Source organism: Aeromonas sp. R9-2 (genome assembly GCF_040908025.1).
GTDB classification, from domain to species: domain Bacteria; phylum Pseudomonadota; class Gammaproteobacteria; order Enterobacterales; family Aeromonadaceae; genus Aeromonas; species Aeromonas veronii.
In genome coordinates this window covers 57,961-84,527 of the sequence record NZ_JBFOCX010000034.1, presented here as the reverse complement: position 1 = coordinate 84,527, position 26,567 = coordinate 57,961, and the positions used below count along the sequence as shown (strand labels likewise).

The following is a 26,567-nucleotide window of genomic DNA, read 5'->3' as shown; positions in this document are numbered from 1 at the left end:
ATGCGATAGTCATCTGGCCTCTATCGCCATTTTGCAGGGGGCGATTTATGATGACTCACTTATTCGTCAAGGATGACATATGAAGTGGATCTCTTGCTGTCTGCTGCTTGGATTATGGGCGCCAATGGCATTGGCCAGGGCCCTGTGTCCCGAGCCAATTCAGGTCGGTTACGATAACTGGCCCCCCTACCATTATTACGAAGCCGATTCACCGCAAGAGGTGCGCGGTTATGCCGCCGAGGTGCTGACGGCTGTGCTCATTTCCATGCACTGCAAGGTCCACTATGTGGAGCTGCCCTGGAAGCGGGTACTTCACGAGATGGAGCATGGCGAGATAGACATGGCGATGGAGGCGAATATCAATGATGAGCGCGCTCGTTATGCCTGGTTTTCCGACTCCTACAATCCGGGTCGCACCTTGCTGTGGGTCCGCAAGGGTAGCCACTACCCCGAGCAGGATCTGGCGAGCTGGCTGGCCAGTGGTTACTCCCTCGGCGTTACCAAAGAGTACTTCTATGGTGAGGAAGTGATGTCGCTGCTCGCTCGCTATGCCAAACAGGTGAGTGCGGTGAGCGACCAGCAGAATTATGAGAAACTGGCCCGCGGCCGGATCGACGGTTTCCTTGGTGACATGCTGGCTACCCCCAGCGCCCTTAACAAGGAGGGGATGAGCGGTCTGTTCACCAGTCACCCCATGGTGGTATCTGAATCGCCGAGCTTCTTTATGTTGGGCAAGCGCAGCTTTTCGCCGCAATTCTTGCAACAATTCAATCAGGCGTTGGCGCGGTTCAAGGAGACAGATGCGTATGACATTATCTGGCAGCGTTATGCCCCCGGGCGCTAGCAAAGTATTGGCCGTTCACGCATCATGAGCGGCCTGAGCATCGGGTCTGCTTGTCAGGCCTGACAGAGTGAACAAACCGTTTTGAGGTACCCATGGGGATGAAGTATTGGCTGGCCCTTGCCAATCTGGTGTGGCTGGGATGTTTGCCCGCTGGCGCGGTACATGCGTCCGAAGCACAAGTCGTGGTGGCGGCCAGTGAAACCGGACACGACTGGTATCAGGGCAGTCAGGCCGAACAGGCCCGTGTCGAGCTGGAGCAGCAGTTGCAAGAGGCTGTGCTTGCCCAGCTGCATCCCGATTTTTTCACGCTTTGGAAGCGTCTGCAGGCCACCCCTGCAGACAAGCGTGGCGCCATCTATGACGACATTTTTGCCAAGCTCAGTCGTTTCCAGCACGCCTGGCGGGGGATGGATCTGGTCTCGCGCGAGCAGATGAAGACCCTCAAGCTCGATTTGAACCGCCCTGTAGTGACCCAACCCAGCGATGATGACCTACTCACCCAGGTGAAATCCCTGCGCCCTCAGGTTGCGGAATACGAGGCGGTGCGGGCCAAAGTGCACAAACTGCTGGCAATGCCGATGGCCAGCAAGTGGCCGACCCTCGATATGCCGACCCTGCGTGCCGGAGAGAGCTCCGCCGAGCTCGGCCAAATCCGCGCCATGCTCAACGAGCTGGGCGACAGCGCCCCGAGCCATGGTGATCAGATTTACGATGGTGATACCGAGCAGGCCATCAAGCAGTTCCAGCGTCGTCACGGTCTCACCGCGGACGGCATTATCGGTCGTCAGACCCGCTCCTGGCTCAATACCGGCCCGCAAGTGCGCGCCAGCCTGCTGCTGCGTAACCTGTGGCGTCGCGATCTGGTGGATCAACTCGCCGGTGGCCGCTACGTGCTGGTCAATATTCCCGACTACCGCCTGAGCGTGGTGGAGTCCGGCAACGAGGTGTTTACCAGCCGGGTCATCGTCGGCAAGGAGCAGCGCGCCACCCCCATTCTGGCCAGCGAAATTCGCTCCATCGTGCTCAACCCCTCCTGGCATGTGCCGCGCTCCATCCTGAGCAAGGACATCCTGCCCAAGCTGGGTCGGGATCCCGCCTATCTGAGTCGCGAGCAGTTCGAGGTGATCGACAGCGAGGGCAATCCGGTCCAGTTCACCGAAGAGGGGTGGCATCAGGCGCTGGCCGCCGGTTTCCCCTATCGCCTGCGGCAAAAGCCGGGGGATCACAATGCCCTGGGGCGATACAAGTTCTACCTGCCCAACAATGACGCCATCTATCTGCACTCCACCCCGCGCAAGGCGCTGTTCGAACAGGGGGCGCGCGCCTTCAGTTCGGGCTGCATCCGGGTGGAACATGCGGACGATCTGGCCGAGCTGTTGCTGGCGGACTCCCGCTATCAGCCGGACAAGGTGGCCAATATCCTCAAGGAGAGCCAGACCAAATGGTTGCCGCTCACCACGCCGATCCCGGTCTTTACCGTCTACTGGAGCAGCTGGATCGACGAAAATGGTCGCCAGCAACTGCGCAACGACATCTACGGATTTGATCGGGTCAGCTTCCAGAGCCGCCTGCTGTGATCCCTGCCACAGAGTGAAAAGCCCGGCCTGTGTCGGGCTTTTCTATGGGCGATTGAGGTTTGACACGGCCCCCCGCCGGAGGGTAGTTTCAAGCGCCTGTATCACATTCAATCAGTGATCTTATTCAACTGTTTTCGCTTGAATCTGCGATGGACGAACCCCTTATGCTGGAACAAGAGATAAGTCGACGTCGCCTGTTGTTGGGAGCCGGTTGCCTGCTGGGCAGCTCGCTGATCTCCTTCCCTGCACTGGCCAGCCGCAGTACCACCGGGCGTGAACTCAGTTTCTTCAATCTCAATACCGGCGAGCGGGTGCGCGCCAGCTATTGGGAGAATGGCCACTATCTGAGCGACGGGTTGGCCGAGCTCAACCACATCTTCCGCGATTACCGGCGCAACGAAGTGTTCAACATCGACAAGAAGCTGTTTGATCAGTTGTTTCTGTTGCAGCACAAGCTGGGCCGGCGCAGCGAAATCCAGCTGATCTCCGGCTATCGCGCCCCGGCGACCAATCGTCAGAAGCGCCACAAGAGCCGCGGCGTGGCCAAGCACAGCTACCACACCCTGGGGCAGGCGGTGGATGTGCGGATCCCCGGCGTACAGCTGGCCCATCTGCGCAAGGCGGCGCTCCAGCTCAAGGTGGGTGGGGTTGGTTACTATCCCCGTGATAACTTCGTTCACCTCGATACCGGCCCGGTGCGCAGCTGGTAAAGGGGTTGGCAAACTGCCAAGCTCTTCCCACCAGAGAGGAGATAGCGATGAAAAAGATAGTGATTTGCGGCCTGATCGCCCTGTTGTTGACCGGTTGCAGCAAGCTCAACCGTGAAAATTACGACCAGTTGAAGATGGGGATGAGTTACGCCGAGGCCAGCACCATTCTGGGCAAGGCGGAGCGTTGTGATGATGCCTTGGGCACTACGAGCTGCCTCTGGGGCGGGGAAGGGAAGAACATCAAGATCCGCTTTATCGCCGACAAGGCGACCTTCTTCAGCTCGGAAGGGATTAACTGAGTCGCAGACCGTCCATGAAAAAAGCGCCGCTCGGGCGCTTTTTTGTTGCTCGCAATCCAACCCGACTCGCCAGAAGCTGGCGTACTCAGTGGGTCGCGTACTGGTAGTTGAAGGTAGGCAGACCCCACTTGAAGCGTACCGCCAGCAGCCGCAGCACAAAGCCGATCCCGATGGAACCGAACGCGGCCCAGTTGGTCGGCAAGCCCTGATCCAGCGCCAGACAGTAGAGGGCTGCGGTGATCAGCGAAATGGCTGCATAGAGCTCGCGACGAAATACCAGTGGAATCCGCTGGCAGAGCAGGTCCCGCAGCACACCGCCAAAGACCCCGGTCACCACCGCCATGATGCAGGCAATACCGGCGCCGTGGCCCATATCCAGCGCCCGGGCCGCACCGAAGATGGAGAAGACCACCAGTCCCAGGGCATCAAGGGCCATGAACAGCTTGCCGAGGTAGCGCATCAGGGGGGCGGAGACCACACCCGCCATCGCAGCTGCGGCAACCAGCAGCACATATTCCGGATGCTCAATCCAGAGCAGCGGATAGTGGCCGAGCAGCACATCGCGGATGGTGCCACCACCGATGGCCGTCGCCGAGGCGATGATCACCACACCAAACAGATCCATCCGTCGCCGACCCGCGGCCAGCGCGCCGGTCATCCCTTCGGCCACCAAGCCAACCAAGAAGAGTGCATGTAACATGAGATATCCCAGGGAACGAGAAAGGCCAGAATCCTACCAACTCGTGTCATATGGGACAAGCTATCGAATGCATGCATTAATTTAATTCATGCTAAATGCGAAAAAGGCACCGTTTCGGGTGCCTTTTTCTAATCAATGTTCAAGGGTTAGCGCCCCAACTGCTCCTGCCGGTAGTGATCGACCCACATGGCGGTGGCACCACAGATGGCGACTGGCATCACGAAGAGGTTCACCACCGGAATGGCGGAGAAGAGGGTCACCAAAGCGCCGAAGCTGAGGCACTTGCCGCGGCGCTGCTTCAAGGCATCGCGCATGGTGATGAAGTCGATCTTGTGGTTGTCGAACGGATAATCCACATACTGGATCGCCATCATCCAGGCGCTGAACAGGAACCAGAGCACCGGCGCCAGGGTCTGGCCTACCACCGGGATCAGGAACAGGATCAGGCAGCCGATGGCCTTGGGCAGGTAATACTTCAGCTTGGTCCATTCGCGGCCGAAGGTGCGTGGCACATCCTTGACGATATCCAGCATGCCGCTGTCATTGGCTGGCTGGCCGGTGAGGATCTGCTCGACTTTCTCCGCCAGCAGGCCGTTGAAGGGAGCGGCTACCCAGTTGGCGACCGAGCTGAAGATAAAGGAGAAGACCACCAGTATGGTGATGAGGGCGATGGGCCACAGCAGGTAGTCCAGCCAGTCGAGCCAGGCGGGGATCTGCTGATGGAGCCAGGCGAACAGGCCGTCCAGTTGCAGCAACAGGGCATAGAAGGCCCCGGCAAACAGCACGAAGTTGACCAGCAGGGGGATCAGCACAAAGGTGCGGATGCCCGGTTGGCGAATGAGGGAAAAACCGCGCAGAAAGTAGTCTGCACCGCTGATTGAATCTTTGACCATATGGGGTGATTGGCTCATGTGAGCTCCATCTATGCATGGGAGAACTGCCAGCATATTACAAACAAGCCTTTGATTTGGTAAAGTCGCCGACTATTCCTTATTTCGTGCCGTGGCGACCAAAAATCGGGCATGAATGGGGATGATGCCTGCATATTACAAACAAAGCCGGGTCTGGATTTGGTAAAGTCACCTGCCCGCCTCCTCTTTATTTAGCCACTGATACAGGTCGCCATGCGTCTGAAACTGATCAAACTCGCCGGCTTCAAGTCGTTCGTCGAGCCGACCCGCATCGAACTGTCGGCAGACATGACCGCCGTGGTGGGCCCCAATGGCTGTGGCAAATCTAACGTCATCGACGCGGTGCGCTGGGTGCTGGGGGAGAGTTCCGCTCGCCATCTGCGCGGTGAGAACATGACCGATGTCATCTTCAACGGCTCCATCAATCGCAGTGCGCACGGGCGCGCCTCGGTCGAGCTGGTGTTCGACAATCCCCACAACCGGGTGCCCGGCGAGTTCGGTCGCTTTACCGAGATTTCGGTGCGCCGCGAAGTGCTGCGCGATGGCTCCAACCACTATCAGATCAACGGTCAAAAGTGCCGCCGCAAGGATGTGACCGACCTCTTCCTCGGCACCGGTCTTGGCCCCCGCAGTTACGCCATCATCGAGCAGGGCACTGTCAGCCGACTGGTGGAGTCACGTCCGGCCGATCTCAAGCTCTTTATGGAAGAAGCCGCCGGGGTTTCCCGTTACAAGGAGCGGCGCCGCGAGACCGAGCAGCGCATTCGCCACACTCAGGAGAATCTGGAGCGCCTCGGCGATATTCGCGGCGAACTGGGTTCGCGCCTTGACCACCTCAAAGCCCAGGCCGAAACTGCCGAGCGCTACAAACAGCTCAAGAGTCGTTCGCGCGCAGCTCGCGCCGAGCTGATTGGCTCCGAGTTGTGGGCGCTGGAGACGCGCCTTGGCGAGGCCAAAACCGAACTGGCGCAGGTCGAGCAGGCGCTGGCGGCGCTCGATGCAAAGCGCACCGCCGATGAGGGGCGCCACGTCACCCTGTCGGTCGCCAGACAAGAGGCGCAAGCCGAGCAGGCGAGCCGTCAGCAACAGATTTTTCTCGGCGGGCAGGCCATCGCCCGTCTCGAGCAACAGCAACTGCACCAGAGTGAACTGGGGCGCGACTGGCAGGCCCGTGCAGAGGCGCTGGGCGAGCGGATCGCCACTCGCAAGGCGCAGCTTGCCAGCCAGCAGGATCAGCTGACAGAAGGGGTATTGCGCGCCGAGCAGGAGAGTGCCCGGCTGGAGCAGTGTGAGCAGTTGCTCACCGAGCAGCAGGAGGCCCGTCAGCACGCCAGCGAGCAGCTGGAGCAGGCCCGCCTGCGTCAGCAGCAGTGGCAACAACAGTTGGCCGGGTTGCAGGGCCAGCTCAACCAGACTCGTACCCGGTTGGGTGGCTTGCAGGAGTTGCAAGCCAAGACCCGGCTGGCCCGCCTCAAGCTGGAAGATGAACGCGCTGGCCCCCTCGGCGCTGAGGACGATGACCTGCAACCGGCCCTCGATGCCCTGAGTGGTGAGCTGGAGCTGACGCGGGCGGCCAATGGCGAGCTGATCGAGCAGCTGGCGCAGGCGGTCGACGCCCATGAACAACTCAAGCAGCAGCATGGCCAGCAGTTGAGCCTGCAGCGGGAGTTGGAGGCGCGGCTGGCGACCCTGGATCAGATCCTCGGCGAACAGATGGAGGGGGCGACTCTGGCCGACCGGTTGCAGGTGGCCCCCGAGTGGGCACAGGCACTCGACAAGGTGCTGGGTCGCTGGCTCACCGCAACGCCGGCGGACGAGTGCAATCTGGCGCAAGAGGGGCTCTGGATTGGCCCGGCGCAACCGGCGGTTGCCGGTACGCTGGCGGCGCAACTGGGCGGCGAGCATATTCCCGCCTTCCTCAATGTCATCTGGTTGGTGGAGAGCCGGGAGGCCGCATTGGCCCGCCAGCCAAGCCTTGCGGCCGGTGAGTCGGTACTGACTCCTGCTGGCGACTGGCTGGGGCCAAACTGGGCAGATCTGGGGCAGGGCGCGGCGCTCGGCACTATGGCACTGCTCGGTGAGCGTGAGCGGTTGCATACCGAGCAGGAGAGGGTTGCCGCGGGGCTGGCACAGTTGAGCGAGCAACTTGTGGCTGCCGATGCCTGGCGTGCCCAGCTTGCCAGTGCGCAGGAGTTGTCGCAGCGAACCTTGCGCGAGCAAGAGCAGAAATGGCAACAACTGCGCGAAGCCTGGAGTCTGCAACAGGGTCAGCGGCAGGAGCGGTTGCAGCGGCTCGGTCAGCTCGGCGAAGAGCTGATCCGGCTAGATCAGGAGCAGGCCGAAGAGGCAGAGCGACTGGCCAGCGCTCGTGAACAACTGGAACTTGATGAGGCGCGCCTTGCCGAGTTGCAGGAGCAGGGGGAGCCGCTGACACAAGGGTTGCAGCTCGCGCAGGAGCTGCTGACCCGCTGCGAGCGGGCGGTCGACGAGGCCCGTGCGCGCCGCGAGCAGCAACAAGCGACCTGCCAGCGTTTGCAACTGGAGTTGGGCAATCTGCGCCAACTCATTACCCTGGGCGAAGAGGAGTTGGCGAGGCTCGGCCTGGAGCTGGCCGGGCTGAAAGGGCCGGATAGCGAGGCCGTGCCGGATCTGGCGCCCCTGCTGGCTGAGCAGCGCAATCTTGAGGCGCAGCAGCTCGCCTGCCATCAACGGCTTGCGGAGCTGGAGCGCCAGCTCAGTGAGCTGGAGCAGGCCAGAAGTGCCGATCACAAGCAGTTGGTGACTCTGCAAGAGAAGCTGGCAACCCTGCGCCTTGAGCGCGAACGCAACCTCACCCGTCGACAGGGGTTGCACGAGCAGTTCGAAGAGCTGGGTGTTCGACTGGTAGATCTCGATCAGGCGGTGCTGATCGCCGCTGATCGCGGCAAGCTGCGGCAGGAGATCCAGACCCTGGAGGCGCAAGTGGAGGCACTCGGCGCCATCAACCTGGCGGCGCTGGAGGAGTACGAAGAGGCGAAAACCCGGGCAACCTATCTTGAAAATCAGTGTCAGGATCTCGAGCAAGCGCTGGAAACCTTGAGCCAAGCCATTAAAAGAATTGATAAAGAGACACAAATACGGTTCCGGGACACTTTCGATAAGGTCAACGAAGATTTAAAATCCCTGTTTCCAAAAGTGTTCGGTGGGGGCAGTGCCTGGCTTGAGCTCACCTCCGATGATCTTTTGGAGGCCGGAGTGAGCATCATGGCGAGACCTCCGGGTAAGAAGAATGCTACCATTGCCCTGCTTTCCGGGGGGGAGAAGGCGTTAACCGCGCTTGCGCTGGTTTTTGCCATCTTCAGACTCAACCCAGCACCTTTTTGTCTGCTGGATGAGGTGGATGCACCGCTCGATGAAGTGAACGTCGGTCGCTTCTGTTCTCTTGTCAAAGAGATGTCGAGCACAGTACAGTTCGTTTACATCAGTCATAATAAGGTCTCCATGGAGATGGCTGAGCAGCTGGTTGGCGTCACGATGCAAGAGCCCGGGGTTTCTCGCATTGTGTCGGTCGATATCGGTGAAGCCGTCGCTTTGGCTGAGCAAAACTAGAAAGAGAAGCAGCTAATGCAGGAATTGCGTTACATCTTGGTTGCCCTGGGCGGTATTGCTATTGCGGCATTGCTCATTCACGGGTTGTGGAGCAACAAAAAGAATCGTCAGGCACCGATCAAAGAGAAACCGATTGGACGGATGGACTCCAAGTCGCGGGATCGTGATAACGACGCCTTCGACAGCGATGGCATCGGCCAGGTACGCGTGGTCAGTGGTGGCCGTCGTGCCGAGCCCAAGCTGCGCAGTGAAGAGAGCCGCCAGCCGGAATTCGGTCGTCGCCCTGCCGTCCCCGCCTTTGATGATGAAGATGACGAGGACGATCTGCCGCCGCCCGTAGTGCGCAAGCCTGCTGCCCGCCCGGTTCCGCCGCCTCCTGTCTATGAAGAGGAGGAAGCGTTCGACGAACCGCTGCCCGAGGAGATCGACGAGGCGCCCGCCGCGCCGGTGCGCAAACCTGCTCAGGTCAATCGTCGTACCCCGGTCTACCGTTCCCGTCCCCAGCGCGAGCCCATGATGCAGTCGCTGGATGACGAGCCGCTGGTCGAGCCCGCTTACGCGACCGCCCCGACTTTTGGTGCCCGTGCAGAGATAGTCCGTACCGCTGACACCGTTCGTGCCGAACCGGTGCGTGCTCCCGAGCCGGAATATCAGCCGCAGCCCCGTCATGTGGCTCCCGAGCCTGTGTATGAAGAGCCGGCCTATGTGGCACCTGCACCTGTGGTTGAAGAGCCGCGCATGGCCCCCCAGCCGGTCGAGAAAATCTGGCAGGATGTCTATGTCATCAACCTGATGGGCCGTCCGGGTCACGACTTGCAAGGTGCAACCCTGCTCTCATCCCTGATGGCGCTGGGCTTCAAGTTTGGCGAGATGGATATTTTCCACCGTCACGAAGATCCCAACGGCAAGGGTGAAGTGCTCTTCTCCATGATCAACATGGTCAAGCCGGGTACCTTCAATCCGTACCGGATGGAACAGTTCACCACGCCGGGTGTCTCCCTGTTCATGCAACTGCCGCTGCGCAGCAATGCCGCGTTTGCCTTCGAGGACATGCTGCAGGCTGCCGATCAGCTGGCCAGCGATCTCGATGCCATGCTGACAGATATGGATCGCAGCCCGCTGAGCGACGAGACCATTGCCCGTTACCGTCACGAGCTGGCTGCCTACGAGGCCAGCCGCGACTAATACGCCATGCGGGTCGAGTGAAGAAAAAGTGCGGTACCCTGGTACCGCATTTTTGTTTCTACCCCGGCCGTATGTTCAATCACACTTCGAGACTTTTTCATGAGCGACACCCTCTCCCGCCACCGTCAATTGTGTGAACTGCTTACCGAATATGGTCACCAGTACTATGTGCTGGATAACCCCACAGTGCCGGATGCCGAATACGACCGTCTGATGCGCGAACTGATCGCGCTGGAGGCCGAGCATCCCGAGCTGAAAACCCCGGCTTCCCCGAGCGTGCGGGTCGGCGGTCAGCCGCTGACCGCCTTCAAACAGGTGCGCCACGAAATCCCCATGCTCAGTCTGGACAACGTCTTTAGCAGCGAAGAGCTGCTGGCGTTTGAACAACGGATGAGCGATCGCCTCAAGCGTGAAGTGCGTTTCACCTTCTGCTGCGAGCCCAAGCTGGACGGTCTGGCGGTGAGCCTGCTCTATGTGGATGGTCAGCTGGTGCAGGCGGCCACCCGGGGCGATGGCGCCACCGGTGAGGAGATCACCGAGAACGTGCGTACCATCAAGGCCATTCCGCTCGCATTGCGGGGCTCTGGCTGGCCCGATCGGCTGGAGGTGCGTGGCGAAGTCTTTATGCCCAAGGCCGGTTTTGAGGCGATGAACACCAAGGCGCTGGCAGCGGGCGAGAAGGTGTTCGTCAACCCGCGCAACGCCGCCGCCGGCAGCCTGCGTCAACTCGATTCACGCATCACCGCCAGCCGTCCCCTGAGCTTTTACGCTTACGGTGTCGGTGTTGGCGGCGAGCTGCTCGGTGACTCTCACTTTGGTCGCCTCAATCAGCTCAAGGAGTGGGGGCTGCCGCTTAGTCCCGAGGTGAAGCTCAAAGAGGGGGCCGCCGGTTGTCAGGCGTTCCACGACGACATTCTGGCCCGCCGTGGCGAGCTCCCTTACGAGATCGACGGTGTGGTCTACAAGGTGGATGCCATCGCCCTGCAGGAGGAGCTCGGCTTTGTGGCCCGCGCCCCGCGCTGGGCGACCGCCCACAAGTTCCCGGCCCAGGAGGAGATGACTCTGCTTGAGAACGTCGAGTTTCAGGTCGGCCGCACCGGCGCCGTAACCCCGGTGGCCAAGCTCAAACCGGTGTTTGTCGGCGGCGTGACCGTCTCCAACGCCACCTTGCACAATGCTGACGAGATTGAGCGCCTCGGCGTGATGATTGGCGATACCGTGATCGTGCGCCGGGCAGGGGATGTGATCCCGCAGATCGTCGCCGTGGTGGAGGCGCAGCGCCCAAGCGATGCCCGCGCGATCCTCTTCCCGACCGAGTGTCCTGTCTGTGGTTCTGCGGTGGAGCGGCTGGAAGGGGAAGCGGTTGCCCGCTGCTCCGGCGGCCTGTTCTGCGAGGCGCAGCGCAAGGAGGCGATCAAGCACTTCGCCGCCCGTCGCGCCATGGATGTGGACGGCCTTGGCGACAAGATTGTCGAGCAGCTGGTAGACAAGGAGCTAGTGAAGACTCCCGCTGATCTCTTCAGCCTCAACGCCATTCAGCTGGCCGGTCTTGAGCGGATGGGGCAAAAATCGGCCCTCAATCTGGTAGCCGCCATCGATGCTGCGCGCAGTACCACCTTGCCGCGCTTCCTGTTTGCCCTGGGGATCCGCGAAGTGGGGGAGGCGACTGCGCTCAACCTTGCCAACCACTTCCTCACCCTTGATGCACTGCGCGCCGCTTCGGTGGAGCAACTGCTCGAAGTGGCTGACGTGGGTGATGTGGTGGCCAAGCATGTCTACTACTTCCTGCGTCAGCCCCACAACGTGGAGGTGCTGGAAGCCTTGCTGGCTGCCGGCATCCACTGGCCGGCCATCGAGAAGAAAGAGGCCGCGGAGCAACCCTTTGCCGGCAAGACCTTCGTGCTGACCGGCACCCTGACCACCTTGTCGCGCAACGACGCCAAGGCGGCGCTGCAGGCGCTGGGGGCCAAGGTGGCGGGTTCGGTATCTGCAAAGACCGATGTGCTGGTCGCGGGGGAAGCGGCTGGTTCCAAGCTGACCAAAGCACAGGAGCTCGGCATTACCATCTGGACCGAAGAGGAGCTGCAACAGGCGCTGCAGGGCTGATAGCCCTCACCAAGCCTGCTAACCGCAGCACCCGATAAAAGAGAACCCGGCATGGCCGGGTTCTCTTTTTTGTTTCGGCGGTCACTCACGCCAGAGGATCTTGTGGCGCCATTTGTCGGGCACGGTGAGCTGCCAGCGGGCCAGCTCGCTCTTGCTGAAGACATATTCGCCGCGCAGGGCTGCGCGGGGGGAGATGGTACGGGGCAGGGTGCCCGCCAGTATGGTGTTGATGAGGCTGGCTGCCTGTATCCCCTGATCGTGGCCGTCCAGCACCAGCCCGCCGATGGCCATCCCCTTGCCGACGGTAAATTCCCAGAAACAGAAGAGTGGCACCGGCGTGTTGGCGCTGGTCCACTCCAGCACCGTCTTTTCGCTCACATGCTTGCCATTGTCATCGACCAGCGTGTGGTAGAGGCCGAGGAAGATCGCCTGATAGCCGTTCTTCTTGGCGTTGAGCACCGCCTCCTGCCAGAGGCTGTAATCTCCCATCAGCTGGCTGTTGATCCTGGTCTGACCGACCCGCAGCTCGGTCTGGGTCTTGAATTCATCCTCGATGGCGGTGAGGGCCACATTGCTGGAATCAAATAGCACCAGTGCCTTGTCGAGCCCCCCCATCATCTGGCTTATTTCGCTGATGTTGCGCTTGAGCAGGGGGCGCTCCAGCACGCCGGTGATCTTGGGGTGGCCGACAAAGCCCTTGAGCCGGGGGTTCTCGTTCATGCCGAGAAAGACTACGGGAGTACCCAGCGAGGCGATCTCGTTGGCCAGATAGTTGATGGCGTTGTCATCCCCCAGTACTACCAGATCCGGTTTGCTCTTCAGATAAAAGGCGATGGCTTGCTGGGCGATTTCGTCGAACTTCTCCCGTGGATGGCGTTTGGTATCCATATAGAAGTGGGTGATCTTGTGCTCCCCCTGCAAGCCATCTAGCAGCCCTTTGTTGTAGCTTTGGTCCCACAGGTATTCGGGATGGTAGCTGCTGATCACCAGAATGTTGGCGGCCCAGAGCGGCAGAGAGAGGGTGGATAGCAGTAGCAACAGCAGGGAGGTGCGCATGGGTTGTCCCTTGTCGAGGGGAGAGAGTTCTTGTTCAGTATGGGCGGTTTTGGTTGGTGCTGTCATCTCGAAACCGGTGCTGCGGGGGGGCGATTTTTTTCGGGTTGATGGATCGGACGCCAGCCCGCACCCTGCTTGAGGTTGGATTTGAATGGGGCTATTTTGGGTTGGTCGTGAACTGTCCCGCTCGCTGAAAAACCTGTTCTGGATCAAGAAATGAGGCTGCGCTTTGGTGCCTAATAGACACCACATATAGGGACGCATTCGTTTTTAATCCCTATATGTTGTGTTATTAAGCTGTGTATAAGCTGTTCCCTTCCTATCTTCAGCCCAGGCTTGTCAAGCCTCGGCTGAATTTATTTGCGTCCAGGACGAGATGCCGGGAGGGGGGCCCAACAAGGGTGAGCCAGAGGCAAATGCCTGGCCTTTTAACGGGGAAAATCCATGAAACCGGTTGTGATCAAACGTGACGGATGTCGCGCACCATTCAATGCCCAGCTGATTGCAGAGGCGGTCAGCCGTGCGGCGGAAGCGGTCAATCAGGCCAATCCGGCACTCGCCTCCCGCATTGCCAATGCTGTGAGTCAGGAGCTGGAAGGGCGTGGTGAAGTTGATATCCACGAGATCCAGAACCGGGTCGAAAACCACCTGATGGCTTCCGACGACAAGGCCATCGCCCGTGCCTATATCGAATATCGCCACGACAGGGATCAGGCTCGCGAGGCGCGCGGCCGTCTGGCGCAGGAGATCCGCGGTCTGGTCGAGCAGACCAACGCTGCCCTGCTCAACGAGAATGCCAACAAAGACTCCAAGGTGATCCCGACCCAGCGCGACCTGCTGGCCGGTATTGTCGCCAAGCACTATGCCACCAGCCACATGCTGCCCCGTGATGTGGTTCAGGCTCATGAGAGCGGTGATCTGCATTTCCACGATCTCGATTACTCACCTTTCTTCCCGATGTTCAACTGCATGTTGATCGATCTGAAAGGGATGCTGACCCACGGCTTCAAGATGGGCAATGCGGAGATCGATACCCCGAAATCCATCAGCACCGCCACGGCGGTGACCGCCCAGATCATCGCCCAGGTGGCGAGCCACATCTATGGCGGCACCACCATCAACCGCATCGACGAAGTGCTGGCCCCCTATGTGACCATCAGCTGGCAGAAACACCGTGAAGTGGCCGAAGAGTGGGGCATTGCCGATGTGGAAGCCTACGCCATGGCTCGCACCGAGAAAGAGTGCTACGACGCCTTCCAGTCGCTGGAGTACGAGGTCAACACCCTGCACACCGCCAACGGTCAGACGCCCTTCGTCACCTTCGGCTTTGGCTTGGGGGACAGCTGGGAGTCGCGGATGATCCAGCGTGCCATCCTCAGCAACCGTATCGCTGGCCTTGGCAAGAACAAGAAGACCGCCGTGTTCCCGAAACTGGTGTTCGCCATCAAGGATGGCCTCAACCACAAGCAGGGCGATCCCAACTACGACATCAAGCAGCTGGCGCTGGAGTGTGCCTCCAAGCGGATGTATCCGGACATCCTCAACTACGACCAGGTCGTGAAAGTGACCGGCTCCTTCAAGACCCCCATGGGTTGCCGCTCCTTCCTCGGTGCCTACGAGGAGAATGGCGAGCAGATCCACGAAGGTCGCAACAACCTGGGGGTGGTGAGCCTCAACCTGCCGCGCATCGCCCTGAAATCCCGTGACGAAGCGGACTTCTGGGATCGTCTCGATGCCTCCCTGCGGGTCGCCAAGAAGGCGCTGATGTACCGCATCACCCGTCTGGATGGGGTGAAAGCACGGGTTGCACCGATCCTCTATATGGAAGGGGCTTGCGGCGTGCGGCTGAAGGCGGACGACAACGTCAGCGAGATCTTCAAGAACGGCCGCGCCTCCATTTCCCTCGGTTATATTGGGGTTCACGAGACCATAAACGCCCTGTTTGGTGACAAGGTTCACCTGTTTGACAGCGCCGAGCTGCAACAGAAGGCCATCGCCATCATCGCCCGTCTCAGGGCGGCCATTGATGAGTGGAAAGAGGAGACTGGCTACGGCTTCAGCCTCTACTCCACCCCGAGCGAGAACCTCTGCACCCGTTTCTGCCGCATCGACGCCAAGGAGTTTGGCGTGGTCTCCGGCGTGACCGACAAGGGTTACTACACCAACAGCTTCCACCTTGATGTGGAGAAGCAGGTCAATCCGTACGACAAGCTGGACTTCGAGGCGCCCTATCCGCCCATCGCCAGCGGCGGCTTCATCTGCTACGGCGAGTACCCCAACATCCAGCACAACCTGGAAGCGCTCGAAAACGTCTGGGATTACAGCTATGACAAGGTGCCCTACTACGGTACCAACACCCCCATCGACGAGTGCTACGACTGCGGCTTTACCGGCGAGTTCGAGTGCACCTCCAAGGGCTTCACCTGCCCGCGCTGCGGCAACCACGACCCCGCCAAGGTGTCGGTGACCCGCCGTGTCTGCGGCTACCTCGGCAGCCCGGATGCGCGCCCCTTCAATGCGGGCAAGCAGGAAGAGGTGAAGCGCCGCGTCAAACATATGTAAGCGCACAGGCGATGAAGAGCTGGCCCCTGACTCAAGGGGCCATTTTCATTGGAGGGCGGCAGTCATGTCGCTGTCCCGTGAACGAGGCAGGAAACAAGCGATGCATTACCACCAATACTACCCGGTCGATGTGATCAACGGCCCCGGCACCCGTGCCACCCTGTTTGTCTCGGGCTGCGAGCACCAGTGCCCGGGTTGCTACAACCAGAGCACCTGGCGGCTCGATGGCGGCAAGCCGTTCGATGAGGCGATGAGCGATCGCATCATTGCGGATCTCAACGACAGCCGCATCAAACGGCGAGGTCTGTCGCTCTCCGGCGGCGATCCGCTCCACCCTGCCAACGTGCCCCACGTGCTGGCGCTGGTGAAACGGGTGCGCGCCGAGTGTCCGGGCAAGGATATCTGGTGCTGGACCGGCTACCGGCTCGGCGAGCTGTCAGAGGCCCAGCGCGAGCTGGTGGCCTTGCTGGATGTGCTGGTGGATGGCAAGTTTGAAAAGGCGTTGGCAGACCCCGGCCTGCTCTGGCGTGGCAGCAGCAATCAGCAGATCCACGATCTCAATGCCTGGCGTGATGCGGGTGAGCGAATTCCCTGTCTGGTTTGCAGTTGAAGTCCGGGATGTTTATGGTTAGCCCATTCCAATCCTGACGACTTTTTTGAAAAGGAGAGCCGAGATGAACAATCTGCTCAAGATCCTGCTGGCCATTTTCCTGCCCCCTGTGTGCGCGTTTATCCAGGTGGGCTTTAGCCTGCACTTTTTAATCAACATAGTGCTGACCCTGATGGGCGGTCTGCCGGGCATGGTGCATGCGCTCTGGTTGGTGGTGAGCGACAAGCGCGGCTGATGCCAGCGTATGGTTAGTGAGCTTATTGACGATAAAAGGGCCAACCTCTCGGGGTTGGCCCTTTTGTTAATGTTCATACGAATACTTTTTCGTTAGGATGGGTGACTGACCAAGCGGGCCGCGTTGAGCGCCCTGCAGTCCGGCAACAAGCACCGGCAGAGAACAAGGAGCGTTACATGAAGTGGAAAGTCGCAGTATGGTCAGGTCTGGCAGTGACACTGCTGCTGGGGTGCTCATCCCGTCAGGAGGTAGCGCACGAACGCGCTCCGATCGCTATCCCTCTCGAGCAGTTGTCCAGCTACTGGGTTCAGGAGAAGCAGTGGTCATGGCTTGGCAATGACGAGCCCGCCCTGCCGGCCAAACCGGTCAAGGGGTATGTGGAAGTTCGCTATCAAATCGACGCCAGCGGCACGCCGGTCAAGCCGGAAGTGGTGGCGGCCGAGCCCCCCGGCGAGCTGGAGCAGAGCGCGCTGGCGACCCTCTCGCGGATCCGCTACAGCCCGGCAGAGGGCAACCCGGATGCCATTCCGGTCGAGGTGACCAACCGCTTCGAAATCGAGATCAATTGATCCCCCACCACTCTGATGCCAGAGAAAGAGAGACCCCGGCCAGGCCGGGGTCACGTTTATTGCTGTTTGCAGTCGTTGTAGGCGGTCTGCCACTCGCCATCCTGATCCCGAAGCTCGACAAAGCCCTCATCCCCCTTGTTCCACCAAACGGCCTCATGTTCGTCCGTATAGCGGGCGCCGGAGGCCGAAATGGCTTGGGGCAGGGTGTAATCCTTGCCGTCCGGCAGTGACAGCTTGATAAAGCTGAGGCTTTCGTCGGAGAGAGAGAAGTAGCGCACCTGCACCTTCTTGCCCTGCTCACACTGGTAACTGACCGGTTCGCCACCAGTGACTGAGAGGGTATTGCCCTGATTGCAGCCGGCGAGCAGGCCGAGGGCCAGCGCACCAGCGGCCATCATATGTGCCTTATTCATGATTACAGCTCCATTGGTGTCATACGGGCGTGAGCCTAACAGGTTGCCGTTATTGTGCAATCCGCGGGGCCATTCGGTGCGTCGCTGGCTGTCCGGCATACCGCGCGAGTATGAGGGGGCGCTATCAGGAAGGCATCGTCAATCAGTAGAGGCCAAGTCTGGTTTCAAACTGGCGGATCAGCGTCTCATAGATGCCGTTGTTCTTGATCTTCTGCAGCCCCTGTTCGAACTGTTTGGCCAGCGCTTCCCCTTGCGGGTGGTGGCGGGAGAAGGCGAGCCAGAAGCCATCAGTGGAGAGCTTACCAACCTTGACCACCTTGCCGGTCAGCTGTTTTTGCTGGATCTTGAGATAGCCCGGCATGCCGTTCATCAGGATGTAGTCGACCCGGCCACGTACCAGCATCTCGAGGATCTGGGCATCGGATTTGGCCTGAAAGCGGGTGATTCTGGGGTTCTCCATAAAATCGGTGGGGTAGGTGTAGCCGAGGGTGATACCCACCCGCTTGCCCTCCAGCGAGGTGAGCTTGAGATCCCGTTGCGGCTCGCTGGCGAGGGCGAAGATGGCAAGATCCTCCTCGAACATGGGGGTATCGTGCCAGTGGTACTGGTAGCGGTTCTCTTCGGTGATAGTAGCGTTGAAGCACCCCGCAAGTTTGCCGCTTTTCGCATCGTGCATGCAGCGGGCGAAGGGGAGGGTGCGAAAGACAATCTCGATCCCTTCGGCGGCGAACACCGCCTTGACCAGCTCAGGCGCCAGTCCGCGGGGCTGGTCATCCTCATTGTCCTTGTCGCGCTCGCAGTAGGGGGCCCAGTCATCTTCGGCACCAATGACAAGCGGGGTGGCCCCGAGCGGGCTGGTAGCCAACAGCATCAGACAAACCAGCCATTTTTTTAACAACGGAACCATAAGTGTGCACCTCATCGACAGCAGCCTTACAAGCATAGCCACACTTCTGCGCTGACTTGTAGTGGCAGGAGTATTGGTGAGGGAGGTAAACGAGGGCGAGAAAAAACGCCCCGGCAGGCGACGGGGCGAAAGAGAGCTCATCCATGGGCTGACAACAGTGCTTACAACAGGAAATCAATAACCGAAGCGGGTCGCCTCGAAGCGATTGAGCAACCGGTGGACGAGGTAGCAGGCCAACAGGGTGACCACAATGGCAAACAGGATGCTGCTCACCCGGTAGAGGGCGCTGAACACCAGATCGTTGCCCGGAGTGAGGTACTGGCCAAACAGGATGCCGAGGGTAGTGAGGGCGCCAAAGCCTACACCCGAACCACCCGCCTCCTTGACGTGGGCATGGCTGAACAGCATGGCGCCGAGCCACAGTAACGGGGCGACAAGCAGCAGTTGCCCTGACCAGTCATAGAGCAGCAGCTGGCCGAGCAAGCCGAAGGTGACACCCAGCAAGGTGCCCATCGCCCGTTTGCGGGCATAGCTCAGCGCGCCGTTCCAGTGCATGGGGAACAGCACCAGCAGGGTTGTGGCCTGGGCAGACATGGAGTCGCGCAGGTCAAACACCTGAAATACCAGAAACGACAGGGTGGCCACCGTGGCACCCAGCAGGGCTTCATGGCGCATCCGGTGCGGTGCCTTGGGGGGCGAGGCGGGCTTGGGTCTGGCCTCCACATCCGGGATCAGCATGGTCATCAGGTAAGCGATCAGCACCGACAGCACGCTGGCCCAGATATTGTTGAGGATCAGGTCGTTGAGGTCGGTCTGCGGATAGCTGGCAAAGTGCAGCATGATGCTGAGGCTCAGCACCCCGTTGGCCCCGAACAGAAACAGGCTGCCCCGCGACATGGCGGCGAAACGGTAGAGAAACAGCATGAAGGCGATGGGGGTCATCAGCGCCGGATGGCTGCCAAACAGCCCACCCAGCAGCCCGACCTCCACCCCACAGACCACCGCCGCCGCGATCAGCTGGCGCGCGGCATGACCATTCATTACAGGCACCATCCCCAGCAGTAGCACAGGTGTGACCGTATAGAAGACCCCATAACTCCAGCCAAACAGCTTGCAGAGCAGAAAGCCCGTGGTGCAGCCAAAGGCGATGCGCAAGCACTGGCGCAGCTCGTTGCCGGTGAGGGGCCGATACCAGAGGTGGGTGGCAGCACCACCGGCGGGGTGGGCTGGGGCGGTATTGGCCGACGGGTGAGTGGCGTGGTTAGTAGACATAATGGAGCAGGCTGAGCAGGTGGATCTGGCCCCGTGCCAGCATGGCGGTCAGGGCATTGTCCGGCAGCAGTTGTACCGTGGCCCGCGCCCCGGCTGGCAGATGGTCGGGGAGCTGCTCCAGCTCGAGGTGCAGTCGCATCCGCTGGGCATCCCGTACCCAGCGATCCGACTCCACCGGCGCCGCCAGTCGACCGTTGGCATCAAATTGACCGGCACTCACCCCGGCATCCAGACTGCTCACCCGAGCAGGATATAGCTGACCCGGCTCGCCATCGAAGGCCACCAGTGCGCGGGTTTGCTCGCCAACATGGCGCAGGCTCTTCTCCCGAAAATCGGCAATGACGTCCACCTGTTCCGACACCAGCGCCAGCAGCGGGCTGCCCGCGCTGGCGATACTGCCTGGCTTGAGCTGCAGGTTGGTGATGGTGCCATCCTGATCCGCGTGGACCCGGCTGTAAGAGAGGGCCAGCTGCGCTTGCGCCAGCTTGTTGCGGGCCTGGCGCAGCAACAGATTGTCCTCACCGGTCACGCCACGACTGGCCTTGATCTGGGCCAGTTTGGCCTGACTGGCGCGCAGGTTGGCCTGGGCGCTGCGCAGGGCGCTGTCAGCCTCATCTTTTTGTTGCAGCGAAACCATGTGACGTTGGTACAGCGCATCGATCCGCTCAGCCTCGCGCCACTTCTGGCTGGCCAGGGTCTCCTTGGCGTTGATCTCGGCAACGGCAGCGGTCAGGGCGGCATCCAGTTCACTGTTCTGCTGCTCTGCCTGCGCCAGCGCAAGGCGGGCCTGCTCCACTGCCAGTTCAAAAGGGGCCGGATCCAGCCTGAACAGCAGATCCCCCTTCTTGACCTGCTGGTTGTTGTGAACGGCGACCTCGATCACCTTGCCGCTCACCTGGGGGGCCAGCTTGGTGACCACCCGGGTCACCATCGCCTGAGGGGTGAGGGGCATCAGCAGGTCGGCTATCAGAAAATAGGCAAACAGGGTGGCAAAGCCAGCCATGGACCATTTGATCCAGCGGGTAAATTGTTGATCCGGGGTCATCTTATTCTCTCTCTGTGTCGGTCTCGGGAGGGCTTGTATCGCCTCCGGCTTGTCGGTCGTGGTGTTGTTCAATTTTACTGAGGGCGTTGGCCGAGATCCGCTGCACCGTGGCTTCAAACAGCTGCAGGGTCTGCTCGTCGATGCCCCCCAGCAGCTCCCGGCGGATATTCATGATGCGGTCGGCGATCTGATCGAGCAGGGTCTGGCCGGCCGGGGTCACGCAGACGATGCGGGCCCGCTTGTCCTGACTGCAGCAGTGGCGCTCAATCAGTCCCTGCTCTTCCAGCTGGCCCAGGGTGCGCATCAGGGAGGGAAGCTCTATCTCGAGGGCTTCGGCCAGGGTCTTCTGGCTGACATGGTTTCCCATGCGGGAGAGTTTCCACAGCGCGGTCCAGCGGGGATGGGTGAGGCCAAGGGGAGCCAGCTCCAGGTCGGCGGCAGTACGCCATAGCCGGTGCATCCGCGCTATCTGCTCGGCGAGCGACAGCTCGCGCAACCTTTCCAGATCCGTCATCTTCTCATCCTCAATGTACTTAGCCTGCTAAGTATCATACTTGTTTAGCAGGCTAAGTAAATAGTGTGATGCGGATCATGTTTCTGGTCGGATCTTTCGCTGGTGCGAGTTGGCAGCATTCGAGACCCTGATATTATTTTCGGGGCTGATCCACTCGAGACTCTTTTGCCGCTTCGGATATTGCGCCGTGAATGGAGGATATCTGGCGATTATTTTCATGAAATTTTCAGCTTCAGCGAGCAGCTCTTTTTTTATCCGCTAATATTGATGAGGTTATAAAACAAGGGGGAAACGGGTTGTGGATGGATATGACAGTGGATGTGTGTATCTGGCAATTGAAGCGCTGTTGAGTGATGGGGAATATGGTGCAGAGTCACACCATGGCGTGAATCGGGAAGGCGCAATCAGAAGTACCGATATCAGTCATGATTTTGACCCCGCCAATATTCCATTGCTGTTGGCAGAATAGACCTGACCGTGTGTGATCCTTGTGAGTTCAAGCCAGTGCTCTGGTATTCGCTGGCTTGACTCATCACTATTTCAATCTCCCCTTTTTGCATCTTTCTCCTCACCATTTTTCATCGTGCGTGCTTCCTGCACGCCGACTCAAACCCTGGTGTGGCACGCCGTGGCACTTGCGTTATGGCGATGACATTGCCCGCTGATTATCACTCACAGGAGCTGTGGCGATAAATGGTCGCAGAGCTTGTCATCTGGCTCTGTTATTTCCCCGAAGGGGGGAGATCATCGCATCGTTATTACTGCTGATCACCCAAATATCCGCCATTGGGCTCGCTCGTTTTATCACCCTATTTCCTGACTTGGTCGGGTATCGGATGTCTGGTGTTCTATTGTGCTGCGCTCGTTGGCGGCACCATGATGTTTAAGTTTTTAATGTTTTTATATGGCTTTGCAGTCTGGCTAACCGACAGGGGAGAGGGGGATCAATAAAGTAGCGGTCACAATCACACGCAGAGTACATAACAATGAAAAACCTCTCACCCCTACAAACCACACAAGAAAAGGCCGCCTTTATGGGCGGCCAACAAATTGCCGGTATGCCGCTCTTTATATTTCTGGGGTTGGCGACCTGCGTTCTCTTTTCCGGCTGGAATGGCTCGCTGCCGCTGGGCATGGTCGGTGCGCTGGCACTGATGTTTGTGCTGGGCACCCTGCTGACCGAGCTGGGTGAGCGGATCATGCCGATCCGTGAATATCTGGGGGGCGGCACCATCCTCGCCATTTTCGGCGGCGCCGCCCTGTTCGAATATCAGCTGCTGCCGGTGCAGGCGGGGCAGGTCATCACCAACTTCATGAAGGAGGGGGGCTTTCTCAACTTCTTTATCGCCAGTCTGGTGACTGGCTCCGTGTTCGGTATGAGCGGCGCTTTGCTGAAAAATGCCGCCATGCGCTACCTGCCGGTCATTCTTGGTGGCGTCGCACTAGCGCTGCTGAGCGTTGGTCTGGTCGGCTCCCTGATGGGGTATGGCTTCAAGAATGCGGTGCTGCTGATCGGCCTGCCCATCATGGGCGGTGGCATGGGCGCCGGTGCGGTGCCGTTGGTGGAGATCCTCTCCGGCCCGATGCAGATGTCCAGTGCGGATCTATTGTCGCGCATGGTACCGGCGGTGGTGATCGCCAACACCCTGGCGATTCTGGTGGGCTCCCTGCTGGCACGGCTCGGCCGCCACTACCCCTCCCTGACCGGCAACGGCAAGTTGATGGTCAAGGAAAGTAGCCAGAATATCGCCGAGGAGCAGGCCGAGGCACCGACCCTGCAGAGTCTGGGCATGGGGCTCTTTATCAGCTCCAGCATGTTTGTGCTGGGCTCCCTGCTCGGCAACTTTATCCCCATGCACCCCTTCGCCCTGATGATTTTGGCTGTCGCCTTTATCAAGGTGAGTGGCCTGCTGCCGCGCCGTTATGAGCAGGCGGCAGCCGACTGGTATCAGTTTGTGGTGAGCAACCTGACCCCCTCCCTGCTGGTGGGGATAGGCGTCGCCTACACCAGTATTCCGGAGCTCATCAGCGCCTTCTCCATCAGCTACTTCGTGCTGGTCATGGTCACCGTGATTGGTGGCGCACTCGGTGCGGCGCTGGTGGGTCGGATGATCGGTTTCTATCCCATCGAGGCGGCCATCACCGGCGGGCTCTGCATGGCCAACATGGGCGGCACCGGCGACGTAGCCGTGCTCTCGGCGGCCCAGCGGATGAAGCTGATGCCCTTTGCCCAGATCTCCTCCCGTCTCGGCGGCGCCGTTATGCTGATTTTGGCGACCGCTCTTATCTCCCTGCTTGCCTGATACCGGATTGAGGAACAAACAAGATGAACGACATCATGATGGGCACCAGCCTGCCCTATGCAGAACGCAAGCGTCAGGGGGTGCGGGGTCGCATGCCCCACAAGGAGGAGTCCCTCTCCCAGCAGCGGCGCCGGATCTACCGATTGGTCAGTGCCATGCAGAGTCCGTTTGACCAGCATCTGCTGCTGCGCCAGCTGCAGGAGGACAACCCGGTGCTCTTCTACGATCTGGTGCGCCACCACCTGCCGGAGCTGCTGCCGATCATCTACACCCCGGTGGTGGGGGAGGCGTGTCAGCGCCACAGCGACCTCTATTTGCGCAGCCACGGCCTCTATCTCTCCTGGCATGACAGGGACGATCTCGATGACATCCTTGAGTCGGTGGAGCAGGAGGTGGATGTGATCGTCATCTCTGACGGCGAGCGGGTGCTGGGGCTCGGCGATCTCGGTATCGGCGGCATGGGGATCTGTATCGGCAAGCTGGCGCTCTACTCCGCTGCTGGCGGCATCAATCCGGCGCGCACCCTGCCGCTCTGTGTCGATGTGGGCACCAACAACCCCGAGCTGCTGGAGGATGACTCCTACCTCGGCTGGCAATCCCCGCGCATTGACGGCGAGAGCTATTACCACTTCATGGACAAGGTGGTAGCCGCCATTCGCAAGCGCTGGCCGCAGGTGGTGCTGCAGTTTGAAGACTTTGCCGGCAAGCATGCCGCCAACTTGCTGACCCGTTATCGGGACGAGCTCTGCATGTTCAACGACGATATTCAGGGCACGGCGGCAGTCGCCTCCGCCTGCGTGCTGGCCGGGTTGCAGCAGGCGGGTACCGCCCTGTGCGATGCCCCGGTACTGATCGTCGGCGCGGGTTCTGCCGGTTGCGGCATCGCCGCCATGCTGGCCCAGCTGGCAGGGAGTCACGATGGCGTCTGGCTGTTTGATCAGGATGGGGTGGTCTGCTGCGATCGTCCCAACCTGACTCGCGCCCAACAGCCGTTTGCCCGCGCCGTTGAGGAGGGGAGCAGTTCACTGCTGGAAACCATCCGTCAGGTGCGCCCGGCGGTGCTGATCGGGGTGAGCGGTCAGGGCGGCCTCTTTACTGGCGAGGTGTTGCAGGCGATGGGGGAGGTGTGCGATCAGCCGGTGATCCTGCCACTCTCCAACCCGACCCGCAGTGCCGAGGCTACCCCCGAGCAGGTGTGGGCCGCCACAGATGGCCGCGCCCTGCTGGCCACCGGCAGCCCCTTTGCGCCGGTAACGGTGGCCGGGGAGCGGCGGGTGGTCTCTCAGTGCAACAACGTCTATGTCTTCCCGGGGATTGGTCTCGGGGCCTGCGCGGTCAAGGCGCGCCGCATCAGCGATGGCATGTTGCTGGCCGCGGTGCGGGCTGTCGGCGCCTATCCGCTGGTGGCGGGCCGGCTGTTGCCCCCCATCGAGCAGGTGGGAGAGGTGGCCCGCGCCGTCGCCAGAGCGGTGGCACTCTGTGCCCGCGAGGAGGGGTTGGCCGATTTTGTCGGCGATCCGGCTCCTTTGATTGACCAGACCTGGTGGCATCCGCACTATTGGGCAGCGTCCTGACGTTTTAAGGTATGTGCATGAAACTTCGCCACCAGTTGGTCACCCTCTCTCTCGGGCTCTCCCTGCTGCTGATCCTCATTCTGGGCAGTCTGCTGGCCCTCTTTATCCGTCATCTGCTGGAGAGCAATCTGCAGGATAAGGGAAGCGATCTGGCACGGGTGATGGCGGCGGATACCCGAGTGGTCGAAGCTCTGCGTCAGGGGAGTGATCCTACCCTGCGCGACTACGTGGAGGCGGTCTGCAACCGCACCGATGCCACCTATATGGTGGTGACCGATGAGCATGGTCGCCGCCTCAGCCACCCCAACCCCGAGCTGGTGGGGCAGAAGTTTCGCGGCGAGGATATCTGGCCCGCGCTGCAGGAGCGGCGCAGCTACTGCTCCAAGGATCGGGGCACCATGGGGCCGGCTATCCGCTGCTTCTCCCCGGTGGTTGGCGGGGATGGGCGGGTCATGGGGGCCGTGGTGGTGGGCTACCTGATGCAGCAGGTGGAGGGCATCTATATGGAGCGGGTGGCCCTGCTCATCTGCGCCATCGTGGCTGTGCTGGGGTGCGGCCTGCTGCTGGCGCTCTGGGTGCAATACCTGCTGCGCAAGACCCTGCTCGATCTGGAGCCGGAGGCGATCGTGCGCCGCTTTACCCTGCAGGATCTGGTACTGGAGCACATTACCGAAGGGGTCATCGCCCTCGATGGCCGCGGCAATATCAATATGATCAACAGTACCGCCAGCTATCAGTTGCGGCTGCCTGTTACCGGGCGCCACGCCCTGCAGGGACAGTCGCTGGCGGAGCTGGTGCCGCCCCTTGCCCCCTGTCTGGAGCAGGAGGGGGGCGAGGTGAGCTTCACCATTCAGGGGGAGTCCTTTGTCGGTCGCTGGCAGGCGGTGCAGGGCAAGGCGCCGGGGCGGCTGCTGATCTTCAGCCGTCCGGAGGTGGCCGCCAGTCTGGGGGTGCAGGTGACCCACTTGCGCCAGTATGCCGAGATGCTGCGGATGCAGAGCCACGAGTTCGCCAACAAGCTGAGCAGCCTCTCCGGCTTGTTGCAGCTGGGCCATGTGGATCAGGCGGTGGAGCTGATCCAGCAGGAGAACGAAGCGTGCCAGACCATGCTGCAGGAGCTGCTGCGGCTGATCGACAACAAGCCGGTGGCGGGGCTTATTCTCGGCAAGTTCAGCCGGGCCCGCGAGCTCGGGGTGACCCTGGAGCTAGATCCCGATTCGGCGCTGGCGGAGTATCCGGCCTCGGTCTCGGCCGATCTCATCACCCTCATTGGCAACCTGCTGGACAACGGCCTACAGGCGGCCTGGCGCAACCGCCAGCAGCGGCCACCGCGGGTGCTGCTCTCTCTGTGCGATGTAGGGCGGCGGCTGGTGATCGAGGTGGAGGATAGCGGCGAGGGGGTCGACGAGGAGCTGGCCGATCATCTGTTCGATTACGGGGTGAGTCGCCAGAGCGGCGATCACGGGGTGGGTCTGTTCCTGGTCAAGGAGACCGTGGGTCGGCACGAGGGTGTGATAGAATGGCGGCGAACCGCCGAGCAGACCACCCTGTTTGGTATCTACTTGAATAAAAACCAATTAATGTGAG

General features: G+C 60.6%; 23 protein-coding genes. 15 read left to right on the top strand and 8 right to left on the bottom strand.

The genetic code is table 11. The annotated features are described in order from the left end of the window. Window positions 1-79: 79 nt before the first annotated feature. The 4 genes from AB5Y71_RS18715 to AB5Y71_RS18700 all read left to right on the top strand — a co-directional run bounded on the left by AB5Y71_RS18715 (window position 80) and on the right by AB5Y71_RS18700 (window position 3,430). Window positions 80-844, top strand: coding sequence for an ABC transporter substrate-binding protein (locus AB5Y71_RS18715; RefSeq protein WP_064337050.1), 765 nt, complete (start codon window positions 80-82; stop codon window positions 842-844). Window positions 845-936: 92 nt separating this feature from the next. Then, the gene (locus AB5Y71_RS18710; RefSeq protein WP_368172207.1) at window positions 937-2,421 is read left to right on the top strand and encodes a murein L,D-transpeptidase; all 1,485 of its coding nucleotides are present in this window, start codon (window positions 937-939) and stop codon (window positions 2,419-2,421) included. 164 nt (window positions 2,422-2,585) lie between these two features. Continuing rightward, window positions 2,586-3,131: a DUF882 domain-containing protein gene (locus tag AB5Y71_RS18705; protein ID WP_005338458.1), complete on the top strand. Its 546-nt coding sequence runs from the start codon at window positions 2,586-2,588 to the stop codon at window positions 3,129-3,131. Between the two features lie 47 nt (window positions 3,132-3,178). Next, complete coding sequence (locus tag AB5Y71_RS18700; RefSeq protein WP_139399564.1) at window positions 3,179-3,430, top strand: DUF3862 domain-containing protein; 252 nt, start codon at window positions 3,179-3,181, stop codon at window positions 3,428-3,430. 85 nt (window positions 3,431-3,515) lie between these two features. Here the strand turns inward: AB5Y71_RS18700 and AB5Y71_RS18695 are convergent, their stop codons facing one another. Continuing rightward, the gene (locus tag AB5Y71_RS18695) at window positions 3,516-4,130 is read right to left on the bottom strand and encodes a trimeric intracellular cation channel family protein (RefSeq protein ID WP_005338456.1); all 615 of its coding nucleotides are present in this window, start codon (window positions 4,128-4,130) and stop codon (window positions 3,516-3,518) included. A 146-nt stretch (window positions 4,131-4,276) separates the two neighbouring features. Further along, the gene (gene cysZ, locus AB5Y71_RS18690; protein WP_005338455.1) at window positions 4,277-5,041 is read right to left on the bottom strand and encodes a sulfate transporter CysZ; all 765 of its coding nucleotides are present in this window, start codon (window positions 5,039-5,041) and stop codon (window positions 4,277-4,279) included. Between the two features lie 213 nt (window positions 5,042-5,254). On the opposite strand from cysZ, the gene AB5Y71_RS18685 reads away from it, so the two are divergent. The 3 genes from AB5Y71_RS18685 (at window position 5,255) to ligA (ending at window position 11,920) form a co-directional block, all read left to right on the top strand. Continuing rightward, window positions 5,255-8,629 (top strand): AAA family ATPase, encoded by a 3,375-nt coding sequence (locus AB5Y71_RS18685; RefSeq protein ID WP_368172206.1) that lies wholly within the window; start codon window positions 5,255-5,257, stop codon window positions 8,627-8,629. A 15-nt stretch (window positions 8,630-8,644) separates the two neighbouring features. Then, window positions 8,645-9,814, top strand: coding sequence for a cell division protein ZipA (gene zipA / locus AB5Y71_RS18680; protein ID WP_368172205.1), 1,170 nt, complete (start codon window positions 8,645-8,647; stop codon window positions 9,812-9,814). Between the two features lie 99 nt (window positions 9,815-9,913). Then, window positions 9,914-11,920 (top strand): NAD-dependent DNA ligase LigA, encoded by a 2,007-nt coding sequence (gene ligA, locus AB5Y71_RS18675; RefSeq protein WP_368172204.1) that lies wholly within the window; start codon window positions 9,914-9,916, stop codon window positions 11,918-11,920. A gap of 81 nt (window positions 11,921-12,001) precedes the next feature. On the opposite strand, the gene AB5Y71_RS18670 is transcribed toward ligA, so the two are convergent. Continuing rightward, window positions 12,002-12,976 (bottom strand): ABC transporter substrate-binding protein, encoded by a 975-nt coding sequence (locus tag AB5Y71_RS18670; RefSeq protein ID WP_005338444.1) that lies wholly within the window; start codon window positions 12,974-12,976, stop codon window positions 12,002-12,004. Between the two features lie 444 nt (window positions 12,977-13,420). Here AB5Y71_RS18670 and nrdD point away from each other — a divergent pair, with 444 nt between their 5' ends. The 4 genes from nrdD to AB5Y71_RS18650 all read left to right on the top strand — a co-directional run bounded on the left by nrdD (window position 13,421) and on the right by AB5Y71_RS18650 (window position 16,952). Next, the gene (nrdD, locus tag AB5Y71_RS18665) at window positions 13,421-15,538 is read left to right on the top strand and encodes an anaerobic ribonucleoside-triphosphate reductase (RefSeq protein WP_021229151.1); all 2,118 of its coding nucleotides are present in this window, start codon (window positions 13,421-13,423) and stop codon (window positions 15,536-15,538) included. A gap of 100 nt (window positions 15,539-15,638) precedes the next feature. Next, window positions 15,639-16,148: an anaerobic ribonucleoside-triphosphate reductase-activating protein gene (nrdG, locus tag AB5Y71_RS18660; protein ID WP_216979291.1), complete on the top strand. Its 510-nt coding sequence runs from the start codon at window positions 15,639-15,641 to the stop codon at window positions 16,146-16,148. A gap of 64 nt (window positions 16,149-16,212) precedes the next feature. Beyond that, window positions 16,213-16,383: a YqaE/Pmp3 family membrane protein gene (locus AB5Y71_RS18655; protein ID WP_005338440.1), complete on the top strand. Its 171-nt coding sequence runs from the start codon at window positions 16,213-16,215 to the stop codon at window positions 16,381-16,383. A gap of 176 nt (window positions 16,384-16,559) precedes the next feature. Further along, a complete protein-coding gene (locus AB5Y71_RS18650) occupies window positions 16,560-16,952 on the top strand; it encodes a TonB family protein (RefSeq protein WP_005358848.1) in 393 nt (130 codons plus the stop codon). A 56-nt stretch (window positions 16,953-17,008) separates the two neighbouring features. On the opposite strand, the gene AB5Y71_RS18645 is transcribed toward AB5Y71_RS18650, so the two are convergent. The 5 genes from AB5Y71_RS18645 to AB5Y71_RS18625 all read right to left on the bottom strand — a co-directional run bounded on the left by AB5Y71_RS18645 (window position 17,009) and on the right by AB5Y71_RS18625 (window position 21,103). Further along, window positions 17,009-17,365 (bottom strand): MliC family protein, encoded by a 357-nt coding sequence (locus tag AB5Y71_RS18645; RefSeq protein ID WP_069554536.1) that lies wholly within the window; start codon window positions 17,363-17,365, stop codon window positions 17,009-17,011. A gap of 142 nt (window positions 17,366-17,507) precedes the next feature. Further along, window positions 17,508-18,236 carry an ABC transporter substrate-binding protein gene (locus AB5Y71_RS18640; RefSeq protein ID WP_234898496.1) on the bottom strand — a complete coding sequence of 243 codons (729 nt, stop codon included), beginning with the start codon at window positions 18,234-18,236 and terminating at the stop codon, window positions 17,508-17,510. Between the two features lie 210 nt (window positions 18,237-18,446). Further along, complete coding sequence (locus tag AB5Y71_RS18635; RefSeq protein ID WP_204375403.1) at window positions 18,447-19,544, bottom strand: DUF2955 domain-containing protein; 1,098 nt, start codon at window positions 19,542-19,544, stop codon at window positions 18,447-18,449. Continuing rightward, on the bottom strand, window positions 19,534-20,589 hold the full coding sequence (locus AB5Y71_RS18630) for an HlyD family secretion protein (protein WP_368172203.1): 1,056 nt from the start codon (window positions 20,587-20,589) through the stop codon (window positions 19,534-19,536). The genes AB5Y71_RS18635 and AB5Y71_RS18630 overlap by 11 nt, the downstream gene beginning before the upstream one ends. A gap of 1 nt (window position 20,590) precedes the next feature. Beyond that, the gene (locus AB5Y71_RS18625; protein ID WP_005349886.1) at window positions 20,591-21,103 is read right to left on the bottom strand and encodes a MarR family transcriptional regulator; all 513 of its coding nucleotides are present in this window, start codon (window positions 21,101-21,103) and stop codon (window positions 20,591-20,593) included. Between the two features lie 298 nt (window positions 21,104-21,401). Between AB5Y71_RS18625 and AB5Y71_RS18620 the strand changes: the two genes are divergently transcribed. The 4 genes from AB5Y71_RS18620 to AB5Y71_RS18605 all read left to right on the top strand — a co-directional run bounded on the left by AB5Y71_RS18620 (window position 21,402) and on the right by AB5Y71_RS18605 (window position 26,566). Next, window positions 21,402-21,572 (top strand): hypothetical protein, encoded by a 171-nt coding sequence (locus tag AB5Y71_RS18620; protein WP_162838752.1) that lies wholly within the window; start codon window positions 21,402-21,404, stop codon window positions 21,570-21,572. A 517-nt stretch (window positions 21,573-22,089) separates the two neighbouring features. Then, window positions 22,090-23,406: a 2-hydroxycarboxylate transporter family protein gene (locus AB5Y71_RS18615; protein ID WP_127008161.1), complete on the top strand. Its 1,317-nt coding sequence runs from the start codon at window positions 22,090-22,092 to the stop codon at window positions 23,404-23,406. Window positions 23,407-23,429: 23 nt separating this feature from the next. Continuing rightward, window positions 23,430-24,980, top strand: coding sequence for an NAD-dependent malic enzyme (locus AB5Y71_RS18610; RefSeq protein ID WP_368172202.1), 1,551 nt, complete (start codon window positions 23,430-23,432; stop codon window positions 24,978-24,980). 17 nt (window positions 24,981-24,997) lie between these two features. Beyond that, window positions 24,998-26,566, top strand: a complete 1,569-nt coding sequence (locus tag AB5Y71_RS18605; RefSeq protein ID WP_069526286.1) for a sensor histidine kinase — start codon at window positions 24,998-25,000, stop codon at window positions 26,564-26,566. Window position 26,567 lies beyond the last annotated feature (1 nt).